The sequence below is a fragment of the Sphingomonas phyllosphaerae 5.2 genome (assembly GCF_000419605.1).
Lineage (GTDB): Bacteria > Pseudomonadota > Alphaproteobacteria > Sphingomonadales > Sphingomonadaceae > Sphingomonas > Sphingomonas phyllosphaerae_B.
Genome location: NZ_ATTI01000001.1, coordinates 3,751,146 through 3,769,424, shown reverse-complemented (window position 1 = coordinate 3,769,424; position 18,279 = coordinate 3,751,146). Strand labels below are relative to the sequence as shown.

At 70.2% G+C, this 18,279-nt stretch carries 15 protein-coding genes and 1 pseudogene; 7 read left to right on the top strand and 9 right to left on the bottom strand.

Translation table 11 applies throughout. From position 1 onward, the window contains the following. The first annotated feature begins 55 nt into the window (after positions 1-55). Both SPHPHY_RS0118030 and SPHPHY_RS22110 read left to right on the top strand, forming a co-directional pair. Complete coding sequence (locus tag SPHPHY_RS0118030) at positions 56-1,579, top strand: lipopolysaccharide biosynthesis protein (protein WP_022688090.1); 1,524 nt, start codon at positions 56-58, stop codon at positions 1,577-1,579. 257 nt (positions 1,580-1,836) lie between these two features. Next, positions 1,837-2,594: pseudogene (locus tag SPHPHY_RS22110) on the top strand (IS5 family transposase). 149 nt (positions 2,595-2,743) lie between these two features. Here the strand turns inward: SPHPHY_RS22110 and purH are convergent. The 4 genes from purH to SPHPHY_RS0118000 form a co-directional block, all read right to left on the bottom strand. Further along, the gene (gene purH, locus SPHPHY_RS0118015; RefSeq protein WP_022688089.1) at positions 2,744-4,297 is read right to left on the bottom strand and encodes a bifunctional phosphoribosylaminoimidazolecarboxamide formyltransferase/IMP cyclohydrolase; all 1,554 of its coding nucleotides are present in this window, start codon (positions 4,295-4,297) and stop codon (positions 2,744-2,746) included. A gap of 331 nt (positions 4,298-4,628) precedes the next feature. Then, a complete protein-coding gene (locus tag SPHPHY_RS0118010) occupies positions 4,629-6,365 on the bottom strand; it encodes a heparinase II/III family protein (protein ID WP_022688088.1) in 1,737 nt (578 codons plus the stop codon). Further along, entirely contained in the window at positions 6,362-7,024 is a 663-nt protein-coding gene (gene rpe / locus SPHPHY_RS0118005; protein ID WP_022688087.1) for a ribulose-phosphate 3-epimerase, read from the bottom strand. Before rpe ends, SPHPHY_RS0118010 begins: the two co-directional genes overlap by 4 nt. Positions 7,025-7,052: 28 nt before the next feature. Continuing rightward, the gene (locus SPHPHY_RS0118000) at positions 7,053-8,354 is read right to left on the bottom strand and encodes an RsmB/NOP family class I SAM-dependent RNA methyltransferase (RefSeq protein ID WP_022688086.1); all 1,302 of its coding nucleotides are present in this window, start codon (positions 8,352-8,354) and stop codon (positions 7,053-7,055) included. Positions 8,355-8,445: 91 nt separating this feature from the next. On the opposite strand from SPHPHY_RS0118000, the gene SPHPHY_RS21565 reads away from it, so the two are divergent. After that, positions 8,446-8,607, top strand: a complete 162-nt coding sequence (locus SPHPHY_RS21565) for a DUF1674 domain-containing protein (protein ID WP_022688085.1) — start codon at positions 8,446-8,448, stop codon at positions 8,605-8,607. Between the two features lie 37 nt (positions 8,608-8,644). Here the strand turns inward: SPHPHY_RS21565 and SPHPHY_RS0117990 are convergent, their stop codons facing one another. Next, on the bottom strand, positions 8,645-9,166 hold the full coding sequence (locus SPHPHY_RS0117990) for a sterol desaturase family protein (RefSeq protein WP_022688084.1): 522 nt from the start codon (positions 9,164-9,166) through the stop codon (positions 8,645-8,647). A gap of 51 nt (positions 9,167-9,217) precedes the next feature. Between SPHPHY_RS0117990 and SPHPHY_RS0117985 the strand changes: the two genes are divergently transcribed. Then, entirely contained in the window at positions 9,218-10,792 is a 1,575-nt protein-coding gene (locus SPHPHY_RS0117985; RefSeq protein ID WP_022688083.1) for a lysine--tRNA ligase, read from the top strand. A gap of 543 nt (positions 10,793-11,335) precedes the next feature. On the opposite strand, the gene SPHPHY_RS20605 is transcribed toward SPHPHY_RS0117985, so the two are convergent. From SPHPHY_RS20605 to hemC, 3 genes are read right to left on the bottom strand one after another with little or no spacing between them, the layout of a single operon-like run. After that, positions 11,336-12,211, bottom strand: coding sequence for a hypothetical protein (locus SPHPHY_RS20605; protein WP_022688082.1), 876 nt, complete (start codon positions 12,209-12,211; stop codon positions 11,336-11,338). A 24-nt stretch (positions 12,212-12,235) separates the two neighbouring features. Further along, positions 12,236-12,898, bottom strand: coding sequence for a uroporphyrinogen-III synthase (locus SPHPHY_RS0117975; protein WP_022688081.1), 663 nt, complete (start codon positions 12,896-12,898; stop codon positions 12,236-12,238). After that, complete coding sequence (gene hemC / locus SPHPHY_RS0117970; RefSeq protein ID WP_028057107.1) at positions 12,895-13,788, bottom strand: hydroxymethylbilane synthase; 894 nt, start codon at positions 13,786-13,788, stop codon at positions 12,895-12,897. Before hemC ends, SPHPHY_RS0117975 begins: the two co-directional genes overlap by 4 nt. A 55-nt stretch (positions 13,789-13,843) precedes the next feature. Between hemC and tsaD the strand changes: the two genes are divergently transcribed. Then, complete coding sequence (tsaD, locus tag SPHPHY_RS0117965) at positions 13,844-14,869, top strand: tRNA (adenosine(37)-N6)-threonylcarbamoyltransferase complex transferase subunit TsaD (protein WP_022688079.1); 1,026 nt, start codon at positions 13,844-13,846, stop codon at positions 14,867-14,869. Then, the gene (locus tag SPHPHY_RS0117960; RefSeq protein WP_022688078.1) at positions 14,866-15,846 is read left to right on the top strand and encodes an NAD(P)H-dependent glycerol-3-phosphate dehydrogenase; all 981 of its coding nucleotides are present in this window, start codon (positions 14,866-14,868) and stop codon (positions 15,844-15,846) included. Before tsaD ends, SPHPHY_RS0117960 begins: the two co-directional genes overlap by 4 nt. A gap of 63 nt (positions 15,847-15,909) precedes the next feature. Here the strand turns inward: SPHPHY_RS0117960 and SPHPHY_RS0117955 are convergent, their stop codons facing one another. Continuing rightward, positions 15,910-16,845 carry a ribose-phosphate pyrophosphokinase gene (locus SPHPHY_RS0117955; RefSeq protein ID WP_022688077.1) on the bottom strand — a complete coding sequence of 312 codons (936 nt, stop codon included), beginning with the start codon at positions 16,843-16,845 and terminating at the stop codon, positions 15,910-15,912. Between the two features lie 79 nt (positions 16,846-16,924). Here SPHPHY_RS0117955 and SPHPHY_RS0117950 point away from each other — a divergent pair, with 79 nt between their 5' ends. Beyond that, positions 16,925-18,262 (top strand): glutamate--tRNA ligase, encoded by a 1,338-nt coding sequence (locus SPHPHY_RS0117950; protein ID WP_028057106.1) that lies wholly within the window; start codon positions 16,925-16,927, stop codon positions 18,260-18,262. Positions 18,263-18,279: the final 17 nt, after the last annotated feature.

Below are 18,279 nucleotides of genomic sequence, written 5' to 3'. Positions count from 1 at the left end.
CCGGTCGTTGCGAGCGCAGCGCAGCAATGACCGCGGCGCCGGATCGCTCGCTCGCATGACCACCGCCGACCAGCCGGAGGACATCGCCGCCCTCGCCAAGGGCGGTCGCACCAACGTCGCGGGGTTCGTCCTGCGGCTGGGCGCGCGGATCCCGTTCCTGTTCATCGCCGGGCATATGTACGGTGCGGCGCTGGTAGGGCGCTTCGCGATCGCGGTGGTGGTCGTCGAGTTCGCCGCGCTGATCGCCACGCTGGGCCTGAAACGCGGCCTGGCGCAGGCGCTGTCCTCCACCGATCGCCCGCACAATCACGTCGTCTTCGACGCGCTTGCGCTCGCGCTGATCGCCAGTCTGATCGCCAGCGCGATGCTGTTCGCCTTTCCGCAGGCGATGTATCCCAATTCGGCGATCGTCGGGCTCGACCGCTTCTTTCCGCTGATCATCCTCGCACCGGCGCTGTCCGATGTCAGCCTTGCCGCGCTCGCCTATCGTCACAACGTGAAGGCCAGCGTCACCGCGCGCGCGGTGATCGAGCCGTGGACGCTGTCAATCTTCGCGTTCCTCTTCTCGTTCTTCACGCACAAGGACGGGCTGGTGCTCGCCTATGTCGCCAGCATGGTCGCGGCGCTGACCGCCAGCATCGTGCCGCTGATCCGCAGCTACGGCGTGCCGCACGGCTGGTCGCCGCAGGTCGGTGTTCTGTGGCAGATGACGCGCGCCAACACGCCGCTGGCGGGGGCCGATGCGCTGGAATGGGGCAGCCGCAACGTCGATCGGCTGATCCTGGGCACGTTGTTCGCGCCCAGCGTGGTCGGCATCTACTACATGGCGCAACAGGTCGCGAGCCTGCCGCAGAAGTTGAAGACCAGCTTCGACCCGATCCTCGGTCCGGTGGTGACGCAGAGCCTTGCGCGCGGCGATCTCGCGGCGATCGCGCGACAGGTGCGGCAGGTGGCGTTCTGGATCATCGCGGCGCAGCTGGCGCTGGCGATCACCGCTTCGATCCCGCGCGAAGGCGTGATGGCGACGATCGGTCCGCAGTTCGTCGGCGGCGCGGCTCCGATGGTGTTCCTGCTGTTCGCGGAGGTCTTTGCCTCGACCGGGGCTGTCTCCGAATCGGCGCTGGTCTATATGGCAAGGCATCGCAACCTGTTGATCTCGATGACGATGCTCGCGCTGCAGATCGCGTTGTCGTTCGCGCTGATTCTCGCGCTGCGCACGGCGGGCTATGGCGTGACCACACAGGCGGCCGGTGCGCCGATCGCGCTGATGCTGGTGGTGCTGCTCACCTCGTTCATCAAGGCCGGCGTGCTGGGGCGTATCCTGGGCGTCAGCGTCTCGCCGATGCGCTGGCCGCTGATCTGGGCGGCGTGTGCGGGGGCTTTAGTCGGCGGCGCGTTCGCGCTGCTGCCGCCGGCATGGCGCTGGGCGCAGGTGTCGATCGGCGTGGCGGCGACGCTGGCGGCGTATCTGTTCGTGATCTGGCGCTACGCCTTCGGTCCGGACGACCGCGCACTCTTCAGCAAGATGCCCAGCGCCGAGGAGGCGACGCTGCCGAACGAGGGCGGGTTCATCCGCTAGAGCGGTTTCCGACCACGTTGCACCACCGTCATCGCCCTTTGAGCGCCCGCTACGCGGCGGGGCGATTTCGGCCCGCCGCGGCGTTGCTCCTCGGTTACGATGCCAAAGCATCGCGCCCTTTTCGCGCCTTGCGGTGGATCGAAATCGCCTCCGTGCCGATAATGCGACATAATCGGAAACCGCTCTAGGTCGTGTCTGCATTCAGGGATTCCGTTTGATGTGAAGTTCTGATTCAAGGTTGGCGGAAGGAGCCAGCGGTGAGCAGACGGACACTGACGGATGAGCAATGGGCGCGGATCGAAGGTCACCTTCCCGGACGCAGGGGGATGCCCGGCCGGAGTGGAATGGATAACCGGCTGTTCGTGGACGCGATCCTGTGGATGGCGGGAAACTCAGCACGCTGGCGGGATCTGCCGGAGATGTTCGGTAAATGGTCAGGGGTTCATGCGCGGTTCCGGCGCTGGTCGCACGCAGGGATATGGGAGAGGCTTTTCCATAGCATGGCCGACACGCCGGACTTCGAATACGTCCTGATCGACAGCACCATCTCGAAAGTCCACGCCGATGCGAGCGGCGCAAAAGGGGGGCTGAAGCTGCCTCGATCGGTCGCTCCCGTGGCGGGCTGACGACCAAATTGCATGCAGCCGTCGATGCCATCGGTCTGCCGATCCGCATTCATCCCACGCCGGGGCAACATGGCGACGCCCCGCAAGCCAGGAACCTCCTGGCCGGTTAACAGGGCGTCGGGCACGTCATCGCCGATGCCGCCTACGACGCCGACCCGCTACGCGCCTTCATCGTCGATGATCTCGGCGCGACCGCGCAGATCAAGGCAAACCCCAGCCGCACCAAAAAACCGTCAATCGACTGGCGGCTCTACAAGGAGCGGCATCAGGTCGAATGCTTCTTCAACAAGCTCAAACGCTTCCGCCGCATCGCCCTGCGCTGCGAGAAAACCATCACTGCCTTCATGGGCTTCGTACATCTCGCCTGTGCCATGATCTGGCTACGATGAATGCAGACACAACCTAGTCCGTCGCGCTGCGCAGGTAGGGGCGGGTGACGCGCCCCGGTCGCACGCCGCCCTGTACGAGCGCGTCTGGCGTGACGCGGCGTGCGCGGCACGGCACAGCCTCGCCCCCGCCTGCGCAGGGGCGACCGACATCAATGCCGGAAGTGGCGCATACCGGTAAAGATCATCGCCAGCCCGGCTTCGTCCGCCGCGGCGATCACTTCGTCATCGCGGATCGAGCCGCCCGGCTGGATCACCGCCGTCGCCCCGGCCTCGACGGCTGCCAGCAGGCCGTCGGCGAACGGGAAGAACGCGTCCGACGCCACTGCGGAGCCGATCGTCCGTGCCGAACTCCAGCCCGCCTTTTCCGCGGCGTCCCGGGCCTTCCATGCCGCGATCCGCGCCGATTCCAGCCGGTTCATCTGCCCCGCGCCGACGCCGGCGGTCGCGCCGTCCCTGGCGTAGACGATCGCGTTCGACTTCACGTGCTTGGCCACGGTCCAGGCGAAGCGACAATCGGCGAGCTCCTGCGCGGTCGGCTGGCGCTTCGTCACGACCTTCAGCATGTCGTCGGTCAGCCGGCCGTTGTCGCGCGACTGGTGCAGCATGCCGCCGACGATCTGCTTCGTGACGGACCCGTCGCGATACGGATCGGGCAAGGTGCCGGTCAGCAGCAGGCGTAGGTTCTTCTTGGCGGCGAACAGCGCCAGCGCTTCCTCGTCGGCGTCCGGCGCCACCACCACTTCGGTGAAGATGCCGGTGATGGCGCGCGCCGTGGCGGCGTCGATCGCGCGGTTCAGTGCGATGATGCCGCCGAACGCGGATACGGTGTCGCACGCGAACGCCGCCTCATAGGCCTCGGCCAGCGTCGCCGCGGTTGCGACGCCGCATGGGTTGGCATGCTTGACGATCACGACGGTCGGATCGGCCTCGCGGAACTCCGCGACCAGTTCCAGTGCTGCGTCGGCGTCGTTGTAATTGTTGTAGGACAGCGCCTTGCCCTGCACCTGCCGGGCCTGTGGCAGGCCGGCGACCGGCTCGCTCGCCTTCTGGCCGACCTGCGCGGTCTGGTGCGGGTTCTCGCCGTAGCGCAGCTCGAGCATCGGCATGTCTTCGACCGGCGTCTGGCCGATGTCGTTCGCGAACCAGTCGGCGATCAGCGTGTCGTAGATGCCGGTCAAGCGATACGCCTTCGCCGCCAGCCGCTTGCGATCCTCCAGCGTCGTCTCGCCGCTTGCGACCAGCGCATAATCCGCCGGATCGGTGACGATCGCGACATAGGCGTGGTTCTTCGCGGCCGATCGCACCATGCTCGGCCCGCCGATGTCGATGTTCTCGACCACTTCGTCGCGCCCCGCGCCCTTGGCGACGGTCGCCTCGAACGGATAGAGGTTCACCACGACCAGATCGATCGCGCCGATATCGTGCTCGCGCATCGACGCGGCATGCGCGGGGTCGTCGCGCACTGCCAGCAGCCCGCCGTGCACCTTGGGGTGAAGCGTCTTGACGCGGCCGTCCATCATCTCCGGAAAGCCGGTCAGCTCGCTGATGTCGCGCACCGGCAAACCGACGTCGCGCAGCGTCTTTGCGGTACCGCCGGTCGAGACCAGCTCGACGCCCTTGCCCGACAGAGCGGTGGCGAGATCGACGATTCCCGTCTTGTCGGAGACGGAGAGGAGCGCGCGGCGGATCGGGATGCTGGTCATGCGCGCGCGCTTACGCGGGCGACGGGCGGGGCTCAACCCTAAAGGGCATGGCGGCTTTCCCGCATCACCACTCCGCGGCGCAGGCTCGTAGCGAGCAGCTGCGAGACGATCATGGCGAAGCGTGACGCCTCCTTGCTGCGGCTTTTTAGGCGGGATCGACATTCAGCGCCTCGCGAATGCCGGGCTGTTCGCCAACGAAGATTATCCATCTGTCAGGCCGAACCGCGCTTGGTCGCGCAGGTTTGCGACCTTTGCCCGCGCTTGCGGGGACGCTGGCGGAATGTCGATTGGCCCTAGACCGCGCCCCCGCTTCCTCCCGAGCACAGGAGGGTCATCGCGCGCGCTTCAGCACCCAGTTCACGTTGACGCCGCTGGGCGGGGCAAGGCCGTGGATCACGATCTGGTGCGTCGTGAACAGCCGTCCCCAGCCATCGACCCACACGCTATCCTCGATCGTCAGCCGTTCGCCGCGGCTGCGGAAGTGCCAGAATTGCGCGCTTCCCGTGCGCAGCATCGCCGCCTGCCCGTCGGCGGTCGCCACCGCCTCGACGCCGGCGCCGAGATGGAAGCGCAGCATGAACGGGGTCATCGCATCGGCGCGTCTGGCGCGTGCGCCCGGCGCCGTGATCAGCGCATCTTCGCCGCGCAGCTCGCGCCCGTCGTTCAGCAGCAGCAACGTCCGCTGGTGAAGGAAGCCGTGGCGGCGGGCATAGCCGTCGTGGCGGGCCTCGATCCGGCTGCCGAGCTCGGACTCCTGCCGCGTCAGCTCGACCTCCCTTACGCCCTTGCCCAGCGTGCCGTCGGGCAGGATCGCGGTCGAATTCGTATCGGCGACGGTCAACGTCGAATGCGCGGCGGTGCTGCGCAGCCCGATCGTCATCGCCGGCGACATCCGCGCACCGGTGACGCCCGCGCCGCCGCAATTGACGACCAGCCGCTCCGTCCCGTCGCTGAACTCGAACGCCAGCGTCGAGGCGCAGCCGCCCTGCGCCACGCGCGCCATCGGCGGCGGTGCCGCGTCCATGAGCAGGATCGCGCTGCCGTTCGCCAGCCGCTGATAGCCCCAGTCGCGCGACTGGCGCAGCGGTCGACCGTGCGCGCCGCTGGCGATCAGCACATCGTTCACCGCCTCGGCATCGATCGGCAGCGCCCCCTGCCAGCTCGACAGTCCGCCGTCGCCCATCGTCGTGCCGAGCAGTGCCGGGGTGGCGCGCGCCAGCGCCTCGTCCGCCGCGTCGGGCAACGGCAGCCGCCGCGCCGCGCAGGCGGCGCGCAGCAGGCCGATCGTCGCCAGCACGTCGAGCAGGTCGGCGGGCGAGCGACTGACGACGCCACCGTCGGCAGTCAGCCCGGTGGCCAGCGCGCGCGTCAGCCCGGCCTCGCCGATCGCGACGCGTGTCTCGCCGCCGGGGATCAACAGCCCGGCGGTCACCACGCCGGCCCATGCCGCGATGCGCTCCGCGCCGGGTGGCGCCTTGTCGGCGGTGCGATCGAGATGGCGGGCGGCACGGGCGATGCCGTTGAGCACGCGCGAGCGGAAGACGAGATCGGTCGAGGACAGCAGCAGCGGCGAATGGAACGCCCACATCGCCAGCCGCCGCGCCACCGTCGCCGGGCGCCACGCCGGATCGGACACACGGTCGCCATGCGCCGCCAGCCACCGCGCGGTCAGCGCCTCGGCGAGCGGCACGGTGCGCGCACGATCGCCGACCGCCGCCAGATCGCGCAGCCACGCGAAGCCGTGCAGATATTCGACGAACGCCGGACCTGCGGCGGGCGCGGCAACGTCGAGCGTCTCCAGCGCGTGATGCTCGCCGCCGGCGTACATCCAGCCTTCGAGCAACGCTTCGCCCAGGTCGACCTCGCCCGGCAGCGGGTCGACCGGCACCACCACCAGCTTCACCGGATGCTGGCCGTCGAGCCGCCGGTCGTGAAGCGGGGTGCGCCACGTCAGCCGCTCGAACCAGGTCGCCATCCGGTCGCCGAGCGATTCGCCTGCGCCGGCCGAGATGATGCGGCGGTCCTGGTTGATGCCGTCGTGGTCGGTGCCGTTGCGGTCGTCGTTCATCCGCCGCGCAGACCCCGGATGTTCTCCGCATAGCGTTCCGGCCCGCCGCGGAAGGTGGCGGTGCCCGCGACCAGCGCGTCCGCGCCCGCCTCGATCGCGCGACGCGCCGTCGCGGCATCGATCCCGCCGTCGACCTCCAGGTCGATGTCGCGACCGGACTGCTCGATCATCTTGCGGATCGCGGCGATCTTCTTGAGCTGGCCGTCGATGAAATGCTGCCCGCCGAAGCCGGGATTGACGCTCATCACCAGCACGAGGTCGACCATGTCGATCAGGTAATCGAGCATCTTGGCGGGGGTGCCGGGGTTGAGGACCACACCGGCACGCTTGCCCAGCGACTTGATGTGCTGGATGGTCCGGTGGATGTGCGGCCCCGCCTCGGTGTGGACGGTGATCGTATCCGCGCCCGCGTCGGCGAAGGCGTCGAGATAGACGTCGACCGGCGAGATCATCAGGTGGACGTCGAACGGCTTGGTCGTGTGCGGGCGCAGCGCCTTCACTACCGCCGGACCGATCGTGATGTTGGGGACGAAATGCCCGTCCATCACGTCGATATGGATCCAGTCCGCCCCGGCGGCATCGATCGCGCGCACCTCCTCCCCCAGTCTGGCGAAGTCGGCGGACAGGATCGAAGGTGCGATGCGGACGGGCTTTGTCATGATTCCGCCCCGTTACCCCAGGCGGGCGTCAGGCGGAAGCGCGTTGGACCCGCGCCACGAAGAACCCGTCGCATCCGCCGGCCTGTTCCAGCATCCCCGGCAAGGTCCGCACCCAGCCCTCCGGCTCCGGCGCGATGCCCGCGGGAAGTTCGTCGGCGGTGACGGCGCGGATCGCGTAATCGGGATGTTCGCGCAAGAAGCGCTCGATCTGCACCTCGCCTTCCTCGGGCTCCAGCGAACAGGTGGCGTAGACCAGCGTGCCGCCCGGCGCGACCCAGGCGGCGGCGCGCTTCAGGATGCGCGCCTGGAGGTCCGCCATTTCGGCCACGATCCCGCCGTGCGCGCGGTGGAGCACGTCGGGGTGGCGGCGGAAGATGCCGGTCGCGCTGCACGGAGCGTCGACCAGCACGGCATCCCCCGGGGTCGCGGGCGACCATTTCAGCACGTCGGCGATCGCGATGTCGAAGGCGAGCCCGGTGCGGTCGCGGTTCGCGCGAAGTCGCGCCGCGCGACTTTCGGAGAGTTCCACGGCGGTCACCTGCCATCCGGCGGCGGCGAGCTGCAGCGTCTTGCCGCCCGGCGCGGCGCACAGGTCTAGCGCGAGGCCGCTCCCGCGCCCGAACAGCCGCGCGGGGATCGACGCGGCGATGTCCTGCACCCACCACTCACCGGCATCATACCCGGGCAGCGTCGCAATATCGCTTCCGGCCGGTACGCGCGCATGCGCCGCGGCAAGCGACGTGGCATCGGGCAGCACCCTGGCGGGATCGGCGTAGCTCAGGTCGACCGGCGGCGGCGCGGCGATCGCGCGTGCGGCGGCCTCGGCGACGTCCTTGCCCCAATTCGCACGCCAGCGCTCCGCGACCGCAGGCGGCAGCGTCGGCACCTCGGGCAGCTTCGCATTGCCGCGCATCAGCGTCCCGAACACGCCATGGACCAGCTTGCGCGGGCCGCCGTCGACCAGCGGCAGCACCGTCGAGATCGCGGCATGCTGCGGGGTGCCCAGCGCCAGCGCCTGCACCAGTGCTACCCGCAGCGCGCTGCGCGCCTTGGCATCGTCGGGCAGCCGCTGCCGCGTCGCCGAATCGATCAGCGCGTCGAGATCGGGCATGCGGCGCAGCGTCTCGGCGGCGATCGCATGCGCGAGGCCACGGTCGGGTCCACCCGCCAGCGCGCGCGTGGCATGTGCAAGCGCCGATTCGAGCGGCTCGCCCCGGCGCAGCACCGCGTCGAGCAGGCGCAGCGCAGCGCGTCGGCTGGCGGTGCCAAGCGGTTCCGGGCCGCCGGGGGCGGGGCGCGGACGGGCGGCGGGGCGGGGCGTGTCAGTCACGCGCGGTCTGCGCGGAACGGCTCGGGTTGAAGGCGGTCATGGCGCTGCATATGTGCCGGTGCGCACGCCGGATCAATCGGAAGGACCCACCATGGGCAAGCGCCCCGACCATGTGAAGCCGCCCGCTCACCTGACGCCGACCACGCCGGTGCCCGATCCCGAGCCGATGGCGCGCCCGTCGGAGGACCCGCTGGGCCGCGATCCGGTGCGGTTCGGCGATTGGGAGCTGAAGGGCGTGGCGGTCGATTTCTGAGCGGGTCTTCACGACCTCGCGCTTGCCGGATGGCCGGCTAGTCGCGGGACGAACCCTCGCGTTCGCTGGTCGCCGCCCGAACGCCGGCCCGGCCGCGGCGCTTCAGTTCCGCCTTCAGATCCTCGGGCCGCGGCGCGACGAGGAAGCCGAAGCTGACGTTGCCTTCCTTGGTCTCGACGACATGATGCAGGCGGTGCGCCTGAACGATCCGCTTCATATAGGTCGATTTCGGCAGGTAGCGCGTCGGCAGGCGCCGGTGGACGATCACGTCATGGAAGCCGAAATAGATCGCGCCATACGCCGCGATCCCGGCGCCGATCCACGTGAAGCCCGGCCACCAGCCAAGCTGCAGCCCGCCAAAGATCAGCAGGAACGACGGCACCGCGAAGATCACGGCATACAGGTCGTTCCATTCCCAATTGCCGGTGCGCGGGCGATGATGGCTCTCGTGCAGGAACCAGCCCCAGCCATGCATCACCCAGCGGTGCATGACATAGGCGAACCCTTCCATCAGCGCGACGGTGGCGAGGAACAGCAGCAAGGCGGGCCAGAACGACATCGCGCGTGCATATAGCCATCGCGCGCGCGTCTCGCTACGTCGCTGGCCATCATGACCGACGATCTCCGCTCCGCCGCTCTCGAATCCAAGGCCTGGCCGTACGAGGAGGCCCGCAAGCTCCTCAAGCGTTACCCGGATGGCAAGGCGGGCGGCGCGTCCGTGTTGTTCGAGACCGGCTACGGCCCGTCGGGGCTGCCGCATATCGGCACGTTCAACGAAGTGCTGCGCACCACGATGGTCCGCAACGCCTTCCACGCGCTTAGCGACCAGCCGACCCGACTGATCGCGTTCAGCGACGACATGGACGGGTTGCGCAAGGTGCCGGACAACGTGCCCAACGGCGACATGCTGCGCGAGCATCTCGGCAAGCCGTTGACGCGCATCCCCGATCCGTTCGGCAGGTTCGACAGCTTCGCCGCGCATAACAACGCGACGCTGCGCGACTTCCTGGACCGCTACGGCTTCGATTACGAATTCGCGTCGTCGACCGAATATTACACCTCGGGCCGCTTCGATGCGGCGATCAAGGGCGTTCTGCGCCATTGGCAGGGCGTGATGGACGTCATGCTGCCGACGCTGCGCGCCGAACGCCGCGCGACCTATTCGCCGGTGCTGCCGGTCAGCCCGAAAAGCGGCATCGTCCTGCAGGTGCCGGTCGAGGTGATCGATGCCGAGGCCGGCACGATCGCCTTCGAGGACGAGGGCGAGCGGATCGAGCAATCTGCGCTGGGGGGCCTGTCGAAGCTCCAGTGGAAAGTCGACTGGGCGATGCGCTGGGTCGCGCTGGGCGTCGATTACGAGATGGCGGGCAAGGACCTGATCGATTCGGTCGTGCAATCCTCGAAGATCGCGCGCGTGCTCGGCGGGCGCCCGCCGGAGGGGTTCAACTACGAGATGTTCCTCGACGAGCGTGGCGAGAAGATCTCGAAGTCGAAGGGCAACGGCCTCTCGATCGAACAATGGCTAACCTACGGCCCCGAGGAGAGCCTCGCTTTCTACATCTATCGCGAGCCGAAGAAGGCCAAGCAGCTCCACATGGGCGTGATCCCGCGCGCCGTGGACGATTATTGGCAGTTTCGCGGCAATTACGCGGGGCAGGCGATCAAGGAGCGGCTCGGCAACCCGGTCCACCACGTCCACGACGGCAAGCTGCCGGAGGGCGTGTTGCCGGTAACCTTCGGGCTGCTGCTCAACCTGGTCGGCGTGATGGGCGAAGGCGCGACCCGCGAGCAGGTGTGGGCGTATCTGGCGAACTATGTCGCCGACGCGACGCCCGCCGCCTACCCGGAACTGGACCGGCTGATCGGCCACGCGCTGGCCTATCACCGCGATCATGTCGCCCCGACGCTGCAGCGCCGTGCGCCCGAGGGCGTCGAGGTGGCCGCGCTGGAACGGCTGGACGCCGAGCTTGCCGCGCTGCCGGAGGAGGCAAGCGCCGAAGATATCCAGAACATCGTCTACGAGATCGGCAAGACCGGCGGCTTCGTGGAGCTGCGCGACTGGTTCAAGGCGCTCTACGAGACGTTGCTTGGTTCGAGCCAGGGTCCGCGGATGGGAAGCTTCATCCGCCTCTACGGCATCGCCAATACCCGTACGCTGATCGCGGCGGCGCTGGCGCAAGGCTGAGCAAAGGCCCAACGCGCGGCTCGGAACGAGCCTGAGCCGTTGCCGGATGGCACCGACGTCACCGCGAGCGCACCGAAGCGATTCAGCGCGTCCCGATCAGACACCAAGTTGCGTCGCCAAGCTCGCAGTTACGAAAGGGCGGCGTGCTGCTGCACGGATGGCACGCCCGGCAGATGTCTCGTCCGGGCCAGCCAGTCCAGCTCGCCCGGATACCAATCGTCCCGAGACGCTGTTCGGCCCAAGGACAACCGGTTGCCGGTCGGCGCAGCAGCCTGCGTCGCCACGCTTGTCGGCCCAGCGAGCCGGCCGCGGTCCAGTCAGCGACGTCATCGCAAGCGTAGCGAAGCGATCCAGAACGCCCTGATCAGGTACTGTATTGCGCCGCTAAACTCGCAACGACGAAAGGCGCGGCGGGCTGCTGCACCGATCGCGTGCCCAATCGATATTCGATGTATGAAGCGACCGCCGGCTCTTACCGATCAGCCGGTCCGGCTGCCGCTCGCCCACATACCGATTATCGCGGAGCGTCGATCGGCACAGGCCCTAGAACAACCCGTCGCCGGTCGGCGCAGCGGCGGGCGTCGGCGCGCTCGCCGGCTCGGCGAGCCGCGCCGGCGGTGGGGCGAACGCGCCGGTGATCGCCGCCGTCTCCAAGGTGTCCAGCGCGGCACGCGCGTCGATCCAGCGCCGCGCCGCCGCGGTCCAGTTCGCGGCGTCCTTCGCGCCCGGCAGCCGCTCGACTTCGGCCAGCGCCGTCTCGACATTGCCGTTGTCGAGCTGCCGGCGCGCGCGCGCCAGCCGGTCGGACGGCAGCGGGGAAGGCGTGTCGGCGCGGTGGATCACCACCAGGTTGCGCAACTCGCTGCCGATCCCGCTCCACCAGTCGCTGGGCGTCGCCAGCAGCATCGGCGCGGCGGTGGTCAGGCTTTCGCGCAGGTCCTCCAGCGTCACCGGCTGGCGCGCGGCGCGAAGCACGGTGCCGACCTGCTGCGGCAGCGTCGCGCCGAAGCGTCGCCGCAATTCGTTTTCGAGATACCCGAGCCCCGCGCCACGATCCAGCGCGCGGCGCGCGGCGAAGGTGACCAGGATCGCCTCCGCCTTGCCCGCATTCACCGCCGCGTCGGCGGTGTCCGCATCGGTGCGCGCCGCACGCGCCTCCAGATTGGCGAGCTGCGCCGCCAACGTCGCCTCGCGCAGCGCCAGCGTCGCCGCATCGGCGCTGGGGGCGACCGGCGTCGGCGCGGGGGTGGGGCGAGTCGCGGGTGCGGCGGTCGAGCCGCGCGCGAAGAAGCCCGGCGTGTTGCGCACCGCATAGGCCATCAGCCCCAGGCCGATCACGAACGCGGCGATCGCGATCGCCAGCGCCGGGCCGATCCGCGATCGCGTCTGGCTGCGCGGCATAGCGTTGGGTTCGCTCATCCGCCGCTTATCTCCGCGCCCGCGTCAGTGGTCAATCGCGAGCCGCACCGCCGTCTGCACCAACGCGGCGTCGCCGGGCTGCGGCGCGACCGCGACGCATGCCCATCCGGCGCCTGCCGCCGCCGCAATCGCGGCGCTGAGCGCGGCGATTCGCACGCGCGTCCGCGACAATTCCACCGTCAACGCGCCGAATCGCGTCGCCGCACGCACTGAATGGAGCAGCACCACCGCGTCCACCGCTGCCGCAATCGCCGTTGCATCGACCGGCAGCGCCTCGCTGGCATAGACGGTCAGCGTATCGACGCCGGGTTGCGCGACCCGGTCACGCCCGGCGAGATGCAGCAGGCGCGGGAAGGCCGCCGCCTGCGCGACGATCGCGGCGGCATCGGCCGTGCCGACCAGTGCCACCGTTAATCCCGCCGCGCGCGCCGCCGCCGCGGTCGCCGCACCGACGGCGACCACCGGCAACCCTGCCAATCCCGCGATTCCGGCTCCGGCATGGCGCACCGCCTGCGCGCTGGTCAGCAGCAGCGCATCGTAGCGACCGGGATCGGGCGGCGTCCAGGCGACCGGCGCGACCGCGAACAGCGGCAGCGCGACCGCCTCGACCCCGGCCGCCGCCAATGCCGCGCAGGTGCGCGCATTGCCCGGCGCCGGCCGCAGCACCAGCGCGCGCCGCGATGTCACCCGAACAGCGAGCGGATCGCCGGCGAGGCGCGCGCCAGCAGCTCCTCGGCCAGCCGCGCGCCCAGCGCGACCGGATCGGCACCGCGCGCCGCGCCGTCCACCGCCTCCTCGCCGCCCGCCGTCAACAATTGCGCGCGCAGCAGCAGCGCGTCATCCTCGACCACCGCCAGCGCGGCGACCGGCGAGTGGCAGTCGGCGCGCAACCCGGCAAGCAGCGCGCGCTCGGCCGCGATCGCGCGGTGCGTCGGCGCATGATCGATCGCCGCCACCTGCGCGCGCGCCATGCCGTCCACCAGCGTCTCGACGCCGACCGCACCCTGCGCCGGCGCGGGCAACATCACGTCCAGCGGGATCGCCACCCCGGTATCGTGACGCCCCAGCCGCTCCAGCCCGGCGGCGGCGAGCAGCGTCGCGTCCACCTCGCCCGCCGCCAGCTTGCCGAGCCGCGTGTCGACATTGCCGCGGAACAGCACCGCGGACACGTCCGGCCGCAACCGCCGCAGCTGCGCCGCGCGCCGCGGGCTGCTCGTCCCGATCGTCGCGCCGTCCGGCAGCGCCGCGATCGATGCGGCGCCGATCAGCCGGTCGCGCACGTCGGCGCGCGGCAACGTCGCAGCGATCGCGATCGCATCCGGGCGCAGCGTCTCGACGTCCTTCATCGAGTGGACGCAGGCATCCACCTCGCCCGCCAGCAGCGCGCGGTCCAGCTCCTTGGTCCACAGCGCCTTGCCCCCGATCTCGGCGAGCGCGCGGTCCTGCACACGATCGCCGGTGGTGCGGATCACGACGATCTCGACGTCGGCCCACCCGTGCGCGGCCATCAACGCGTCGCGCACCATGCCCGCCTGGGTGAGCGCGAGCGGAGAACCACGGGTGCCGAGCCTGAACATGGCGCACGTCTTGGCGGCTTCGACATTCGCCCGCAAGCACCCTAGATAGCCGCGCATGCTGATCCTTGGTCTCGAATCCTCCTGCGACGAAACCGCCGCCGCGCTGGTCACCGGCGACCGGCGGGTGCTGGCGCATCGCCTCGCGGGGCAGGAAGCAGCGCACCGTCCGTACGGCGGTGTCGTGCCCGAAATCGCGGCGCGCGCGCATGTCGAGGTGTTGCAGCCGCTGGTCGAGGCGGCGTTGGCGGATGCCGGCAAGACGCTGGCGGATGTCGATGCGATCGCGGCGACGGCCGGTCCGGGCCTGATCGGCGGCGTGCTGGTCGGGCTGGTCACCGGCAAGGCGCTGGCGCACGCCGCCGGCAAGCCGTTGGTCGCGGTCAACCATCTCGAAGGGCATGCGCTCAGCCCGCGGCTCGCCGATCCCGGCCTCGACTTTCCCTATCTGCTGCTGCTGGTCAGCGGCGGGCATTGCCAGTTGCTGCTCGTCGAGGGGGTGGCGCGCTATCGTCGGCTCGCGACGACGATCGACGATGCGGCGGGCGAGGCGTTCGACAAGACCGCCAAGATCCTGCGGCTCGGATTCCCCGGCGGCCCGGCGGTGGAGCGCGCGGCCGCGGAGGGCGATGCACGCGCGGTGCCGTTGCCGCGCCCGCTGAAGGGGTCGCCCGAGCCGCATTTCTCCTTCGCCGGGCTGAAGGCGGCGGTGGCGCGGATGGCGCCCGATCATGCCGCGGTGGATGTCGCCGCCAGTTTCCAGCAGGCGGTCGTCGACTGCCTGATCGACCGCACGCGCCGCGCGCTGCGCCACGCCGCGGGCGCGACCGCGCTGGTGGTGGCCGGCGGGGTGGCGGCGAACGGCGCGGTGCGCGCGGCGTTGCAGGCGCTCGCTGCCGAACAAGGCTTGCGCTTCGTCGCGCCACCGGGATGGCTGTGCACCGACAATGCCGCGATGATCGCCTGGGCCGGGGCGGAGCGCTTCGCCGCCGGGCTCACCGATCCGCTCGACGTCGCCGCGCGTGCCCGCTGGCCGCTCGATCCGGATGCGGAGAAGGTGCGCGGCGCGGGGGTGAAGGCGTGAAGGGCGCGCTCGGCGTCATCGGCGCGGGTGCCTGGGGCACCGCGCTGGCGCAGGTCGCCGCCGCGAACGGGCACGAGGTGCGGCTGTGGGCACGCGATCCGGCGCTGGTCGATGCAATCAACGCCGGCCATGAGAATGCCGCGTATCTTCCCGGCATCCCGCTCTCCGCGGCGATCCGCGCCACCGGCGATCTGGCGTGGGTGGCGGATGCCGCCGCCAACCTGATCGTCACCCCCGCGCAGGCGATGCGCGCGGTGCTGGCGCAGTTGCCCGCCAATGGGCAGGCGCTGGTCGTCTGCGCGAAGGGGATCGAGGCGGGCACGCACCGGCTGATGAGCGAGGTCGCGCAGGAGCAGCATCCCGCCTCCGCGGTGCTGGTGCTGTCGGGGCCGACGTTCGCGCATGAGGTCGCGCGCGGCCTGCCGACGGCCGTGACGCTGGCCGGGCATGACGCGGCGACGCGCGCGCTGCTGGCTGCGGCGATCGCCGCGCCGCATTTCCGCCCCTACGCCACCGGCGACGTGATCGGCGCGGAGATCGGCGGCGCGGTGAAGAACGTGCTGGCGATCGCGTGCGGCGTGGTCGACGGAGCCGGGCTGGGGCAGAATGCACGCGCCGCGCTGATCGCGCGCGGCTTCGCGGAGATGACCCGTTTCGGCCTCGCGAAGGGCGCGCGCGCCGGGACGCTCGCCGGGCTGTCGGGGCTGGGCGATCTGGTGCTGACCTGTTCGTCGACCGCGTCGCGCAATTTCTCGCTGGGCGTCGGGATCGGGCAGGGGCGGGCGGCGGCGGACCTGCTCGCCAACCGCCGCACCGTCGCGGAGGGTGCGTTCACCGCACCCGTGCTGCTGGAGGCGGCGCAGGCCGCCGGGGTGGAGATGCCGATCACCGCCGCGGTGTGCCGGCTGCTGGAGGGCGCCGCGGTGCGCGGCGTCATCGATGACCTGCTCGCCAGGCCGTTGAAGGAAGAGGTCTGACCGCGACGTCACGGCACCGAAGGCTGGCCGGCGCGGTTCGGCCGGGTCGCCGCGGCCCCGGCGTCAGTCGAACAGGCTGCTGACGCTCGCCTCGTCCGAAATCCGCCGCATCGCCTCCGCCACCAGCGGCGCGATCGTCAGGTGGCGGATCTTGCCGGCCTCGCGGATCGTGTCGTGGTTGCCGATCGAATCGGTGATCACCAGTTCGTGCAGCGCCGATCCCTCTACCCGCGCGACCGCGCCGCCCGACAACACACCGTGCGTGACATAGGCGACCACGTCCTCCGCGCCCGCTTCCTTCAGCGCCGCGGCGGCGTTGCACAGCGTGCCCGCCGAATCGACGATGTCGTCGATCAGGACGCAGAAGCGCCCCTCGACGTCGCCGATGATGTTCATCACCTCCGACTCGCCGGCACGCTCGCGGCGCTTGTCGACGATCGCCAGCGGGGCGTTGTCGAGCCGCTTCGACAGCGCACGCGCGCGCACCACGCCGCCGACGTCGGGGGAGACGACCATCAGGTTCTTCTCGCCGAACCGCGCGCGAATATCCTGCGACATCACCGGCGCGGCGAAGAGATTGTCGGTCGGGATGTCGAAGAAGCCCTGGATCTGCCCGGCGTGCAGGTCGACCGACAGCACGCGGTCCGCGCCGGCGGTGGTGACGAGATTGGCGACCAGCTTGGCGGAGATCGGCGTGCGCGGGCCGGGCTTTCGATCCTGCCGGGCATAGCCGAAATACGGCAGCACCGCGGTGATCCGCTTGGCTGACGCGCGCTTCAGCGCGTCGATCATGATCAGCAATTCCATCAAATTGTCGTTGACGGGATAGCTGGTCGACTGGACGACGAACACGTCCTCGCCGCGGACATTCTCCATGATCTCGACGAAGATTTCCTCATCGGCGAACCGGCGCACCAGCGCCTCGGTCAGCGGCACCTCCAGATAATCGGAGATCGCACGCGCCAGCGGCAGGTTGGAGTTGCCGGTCATCAATTTCATGGACGAACACCCTTTCGTGCGGCGTCGTGTAGGCCGGGGGGCTGGCGAGGGGAAGGGGGCGCGCGTAAGCGGCGATACCATGACCGTCATCACCCGTTTCGCTCCGTCGCCGACCGGCACGCTCCACGTCGGCAACATCCGTACCGCGCTCCACAACTGGATGTGGGCGAAGGCGCGCGGCGGGCGTTTCCTGCTGCGCATCGACGATACCGATGCGGAACGCAGCGAGGAACGCTTCGTCGATGCGATCCGCGCCGACCTCGCGTGGCTCGGGTTGCACCCCGACGCCGAGGAGCGCCAGTCGCTGCGCACCGCGCGCTACGAGGCGGTGTTCGAGGAGCTGCGTGCGGCCGGGCACATCTATCCGGCCTATGAGATGGCGCAGGAACTCGACCTGAAGCGCAAGATCCTGCGCGGGCGCGGGTTGCCGCCGGTCTACGATCGCGCCGCGCTGGCGCTGACCGATGAAGAGCGCGCGCGGCTGGAGGCGGACGGGGTGCGCCCGCACTGGCGCTTCCGGCTCGACCATGCGGCCCCGATCGCGTGGACCGACCTGATCCGCGGCCCGCAGCATTTCGACGCCGCGACGATGAGCGATCCCGTCATCCGCCGCGCCGACGGGTCGTGGCTCTACATGCTGCCCTCCGCGATCGACGATCGCGACATGGGCGTCACGCACGTCGTGCGCGGCGAGGATCACGTCACCAACACCGCGCTGCAATTGCAGATGTTCGCCGCGATGGGCGTCCCCGCGCCCGCCTTCGCGCACGAGGCGCTGCTGACCGGCGCCGAGGGCAAATTGTCGAAGCGGCTCGGCAGCCTCGGCATCGACGCGCTGCGTGACGACGGGATCGAGCCGGCCGCGATCGTGTCGCTGCTCGCGCGGCTCGGCACCAGCCAGCCCGTCGAGCCGCACCTCGACGTCACGCCGCTGCTCGCCGACTTCGACTTCGCGCATTTCGGCCGCGCGCCCGCCAGGTTCGACGAGCGCGAACTGGCGCAGGTCAATGCGCGGATCGTCCACCAGCTGCCGTTCGCGGCGGTCGCGGATCGCTTGCCCGCCGGGATGGACGAAGCGACATGGCAGGCGGTGCGCCCGAATCTGGAGACGGTCGCCGGTGCCGCCGAATGGTGGCAGGTCGTGGAGGGGCCGATCCAGGCGCCGGCCGCCGGCGACGATGCCGATTATCTTGCCCGGGCCGCCGCGGTCGCGCGCACGATCGACTGGGCGGGCGACCCGTGGCACGCGCTGACGACGGCGCTGAAGGAGGCGACCGGGCGCAAGGGCAAGCCGTTGTTCCTGCCGCTGCGCCGCGCGCTGACCGGCCGCGATCACGGGCCGGACATGGCCGCGCTGCTGCCGCTGATCGGCCGCGATCGCGCGATCGCGCGGCTGGACTCGAACAGCGTCGCCTGAGCGACTATATCGGCGTG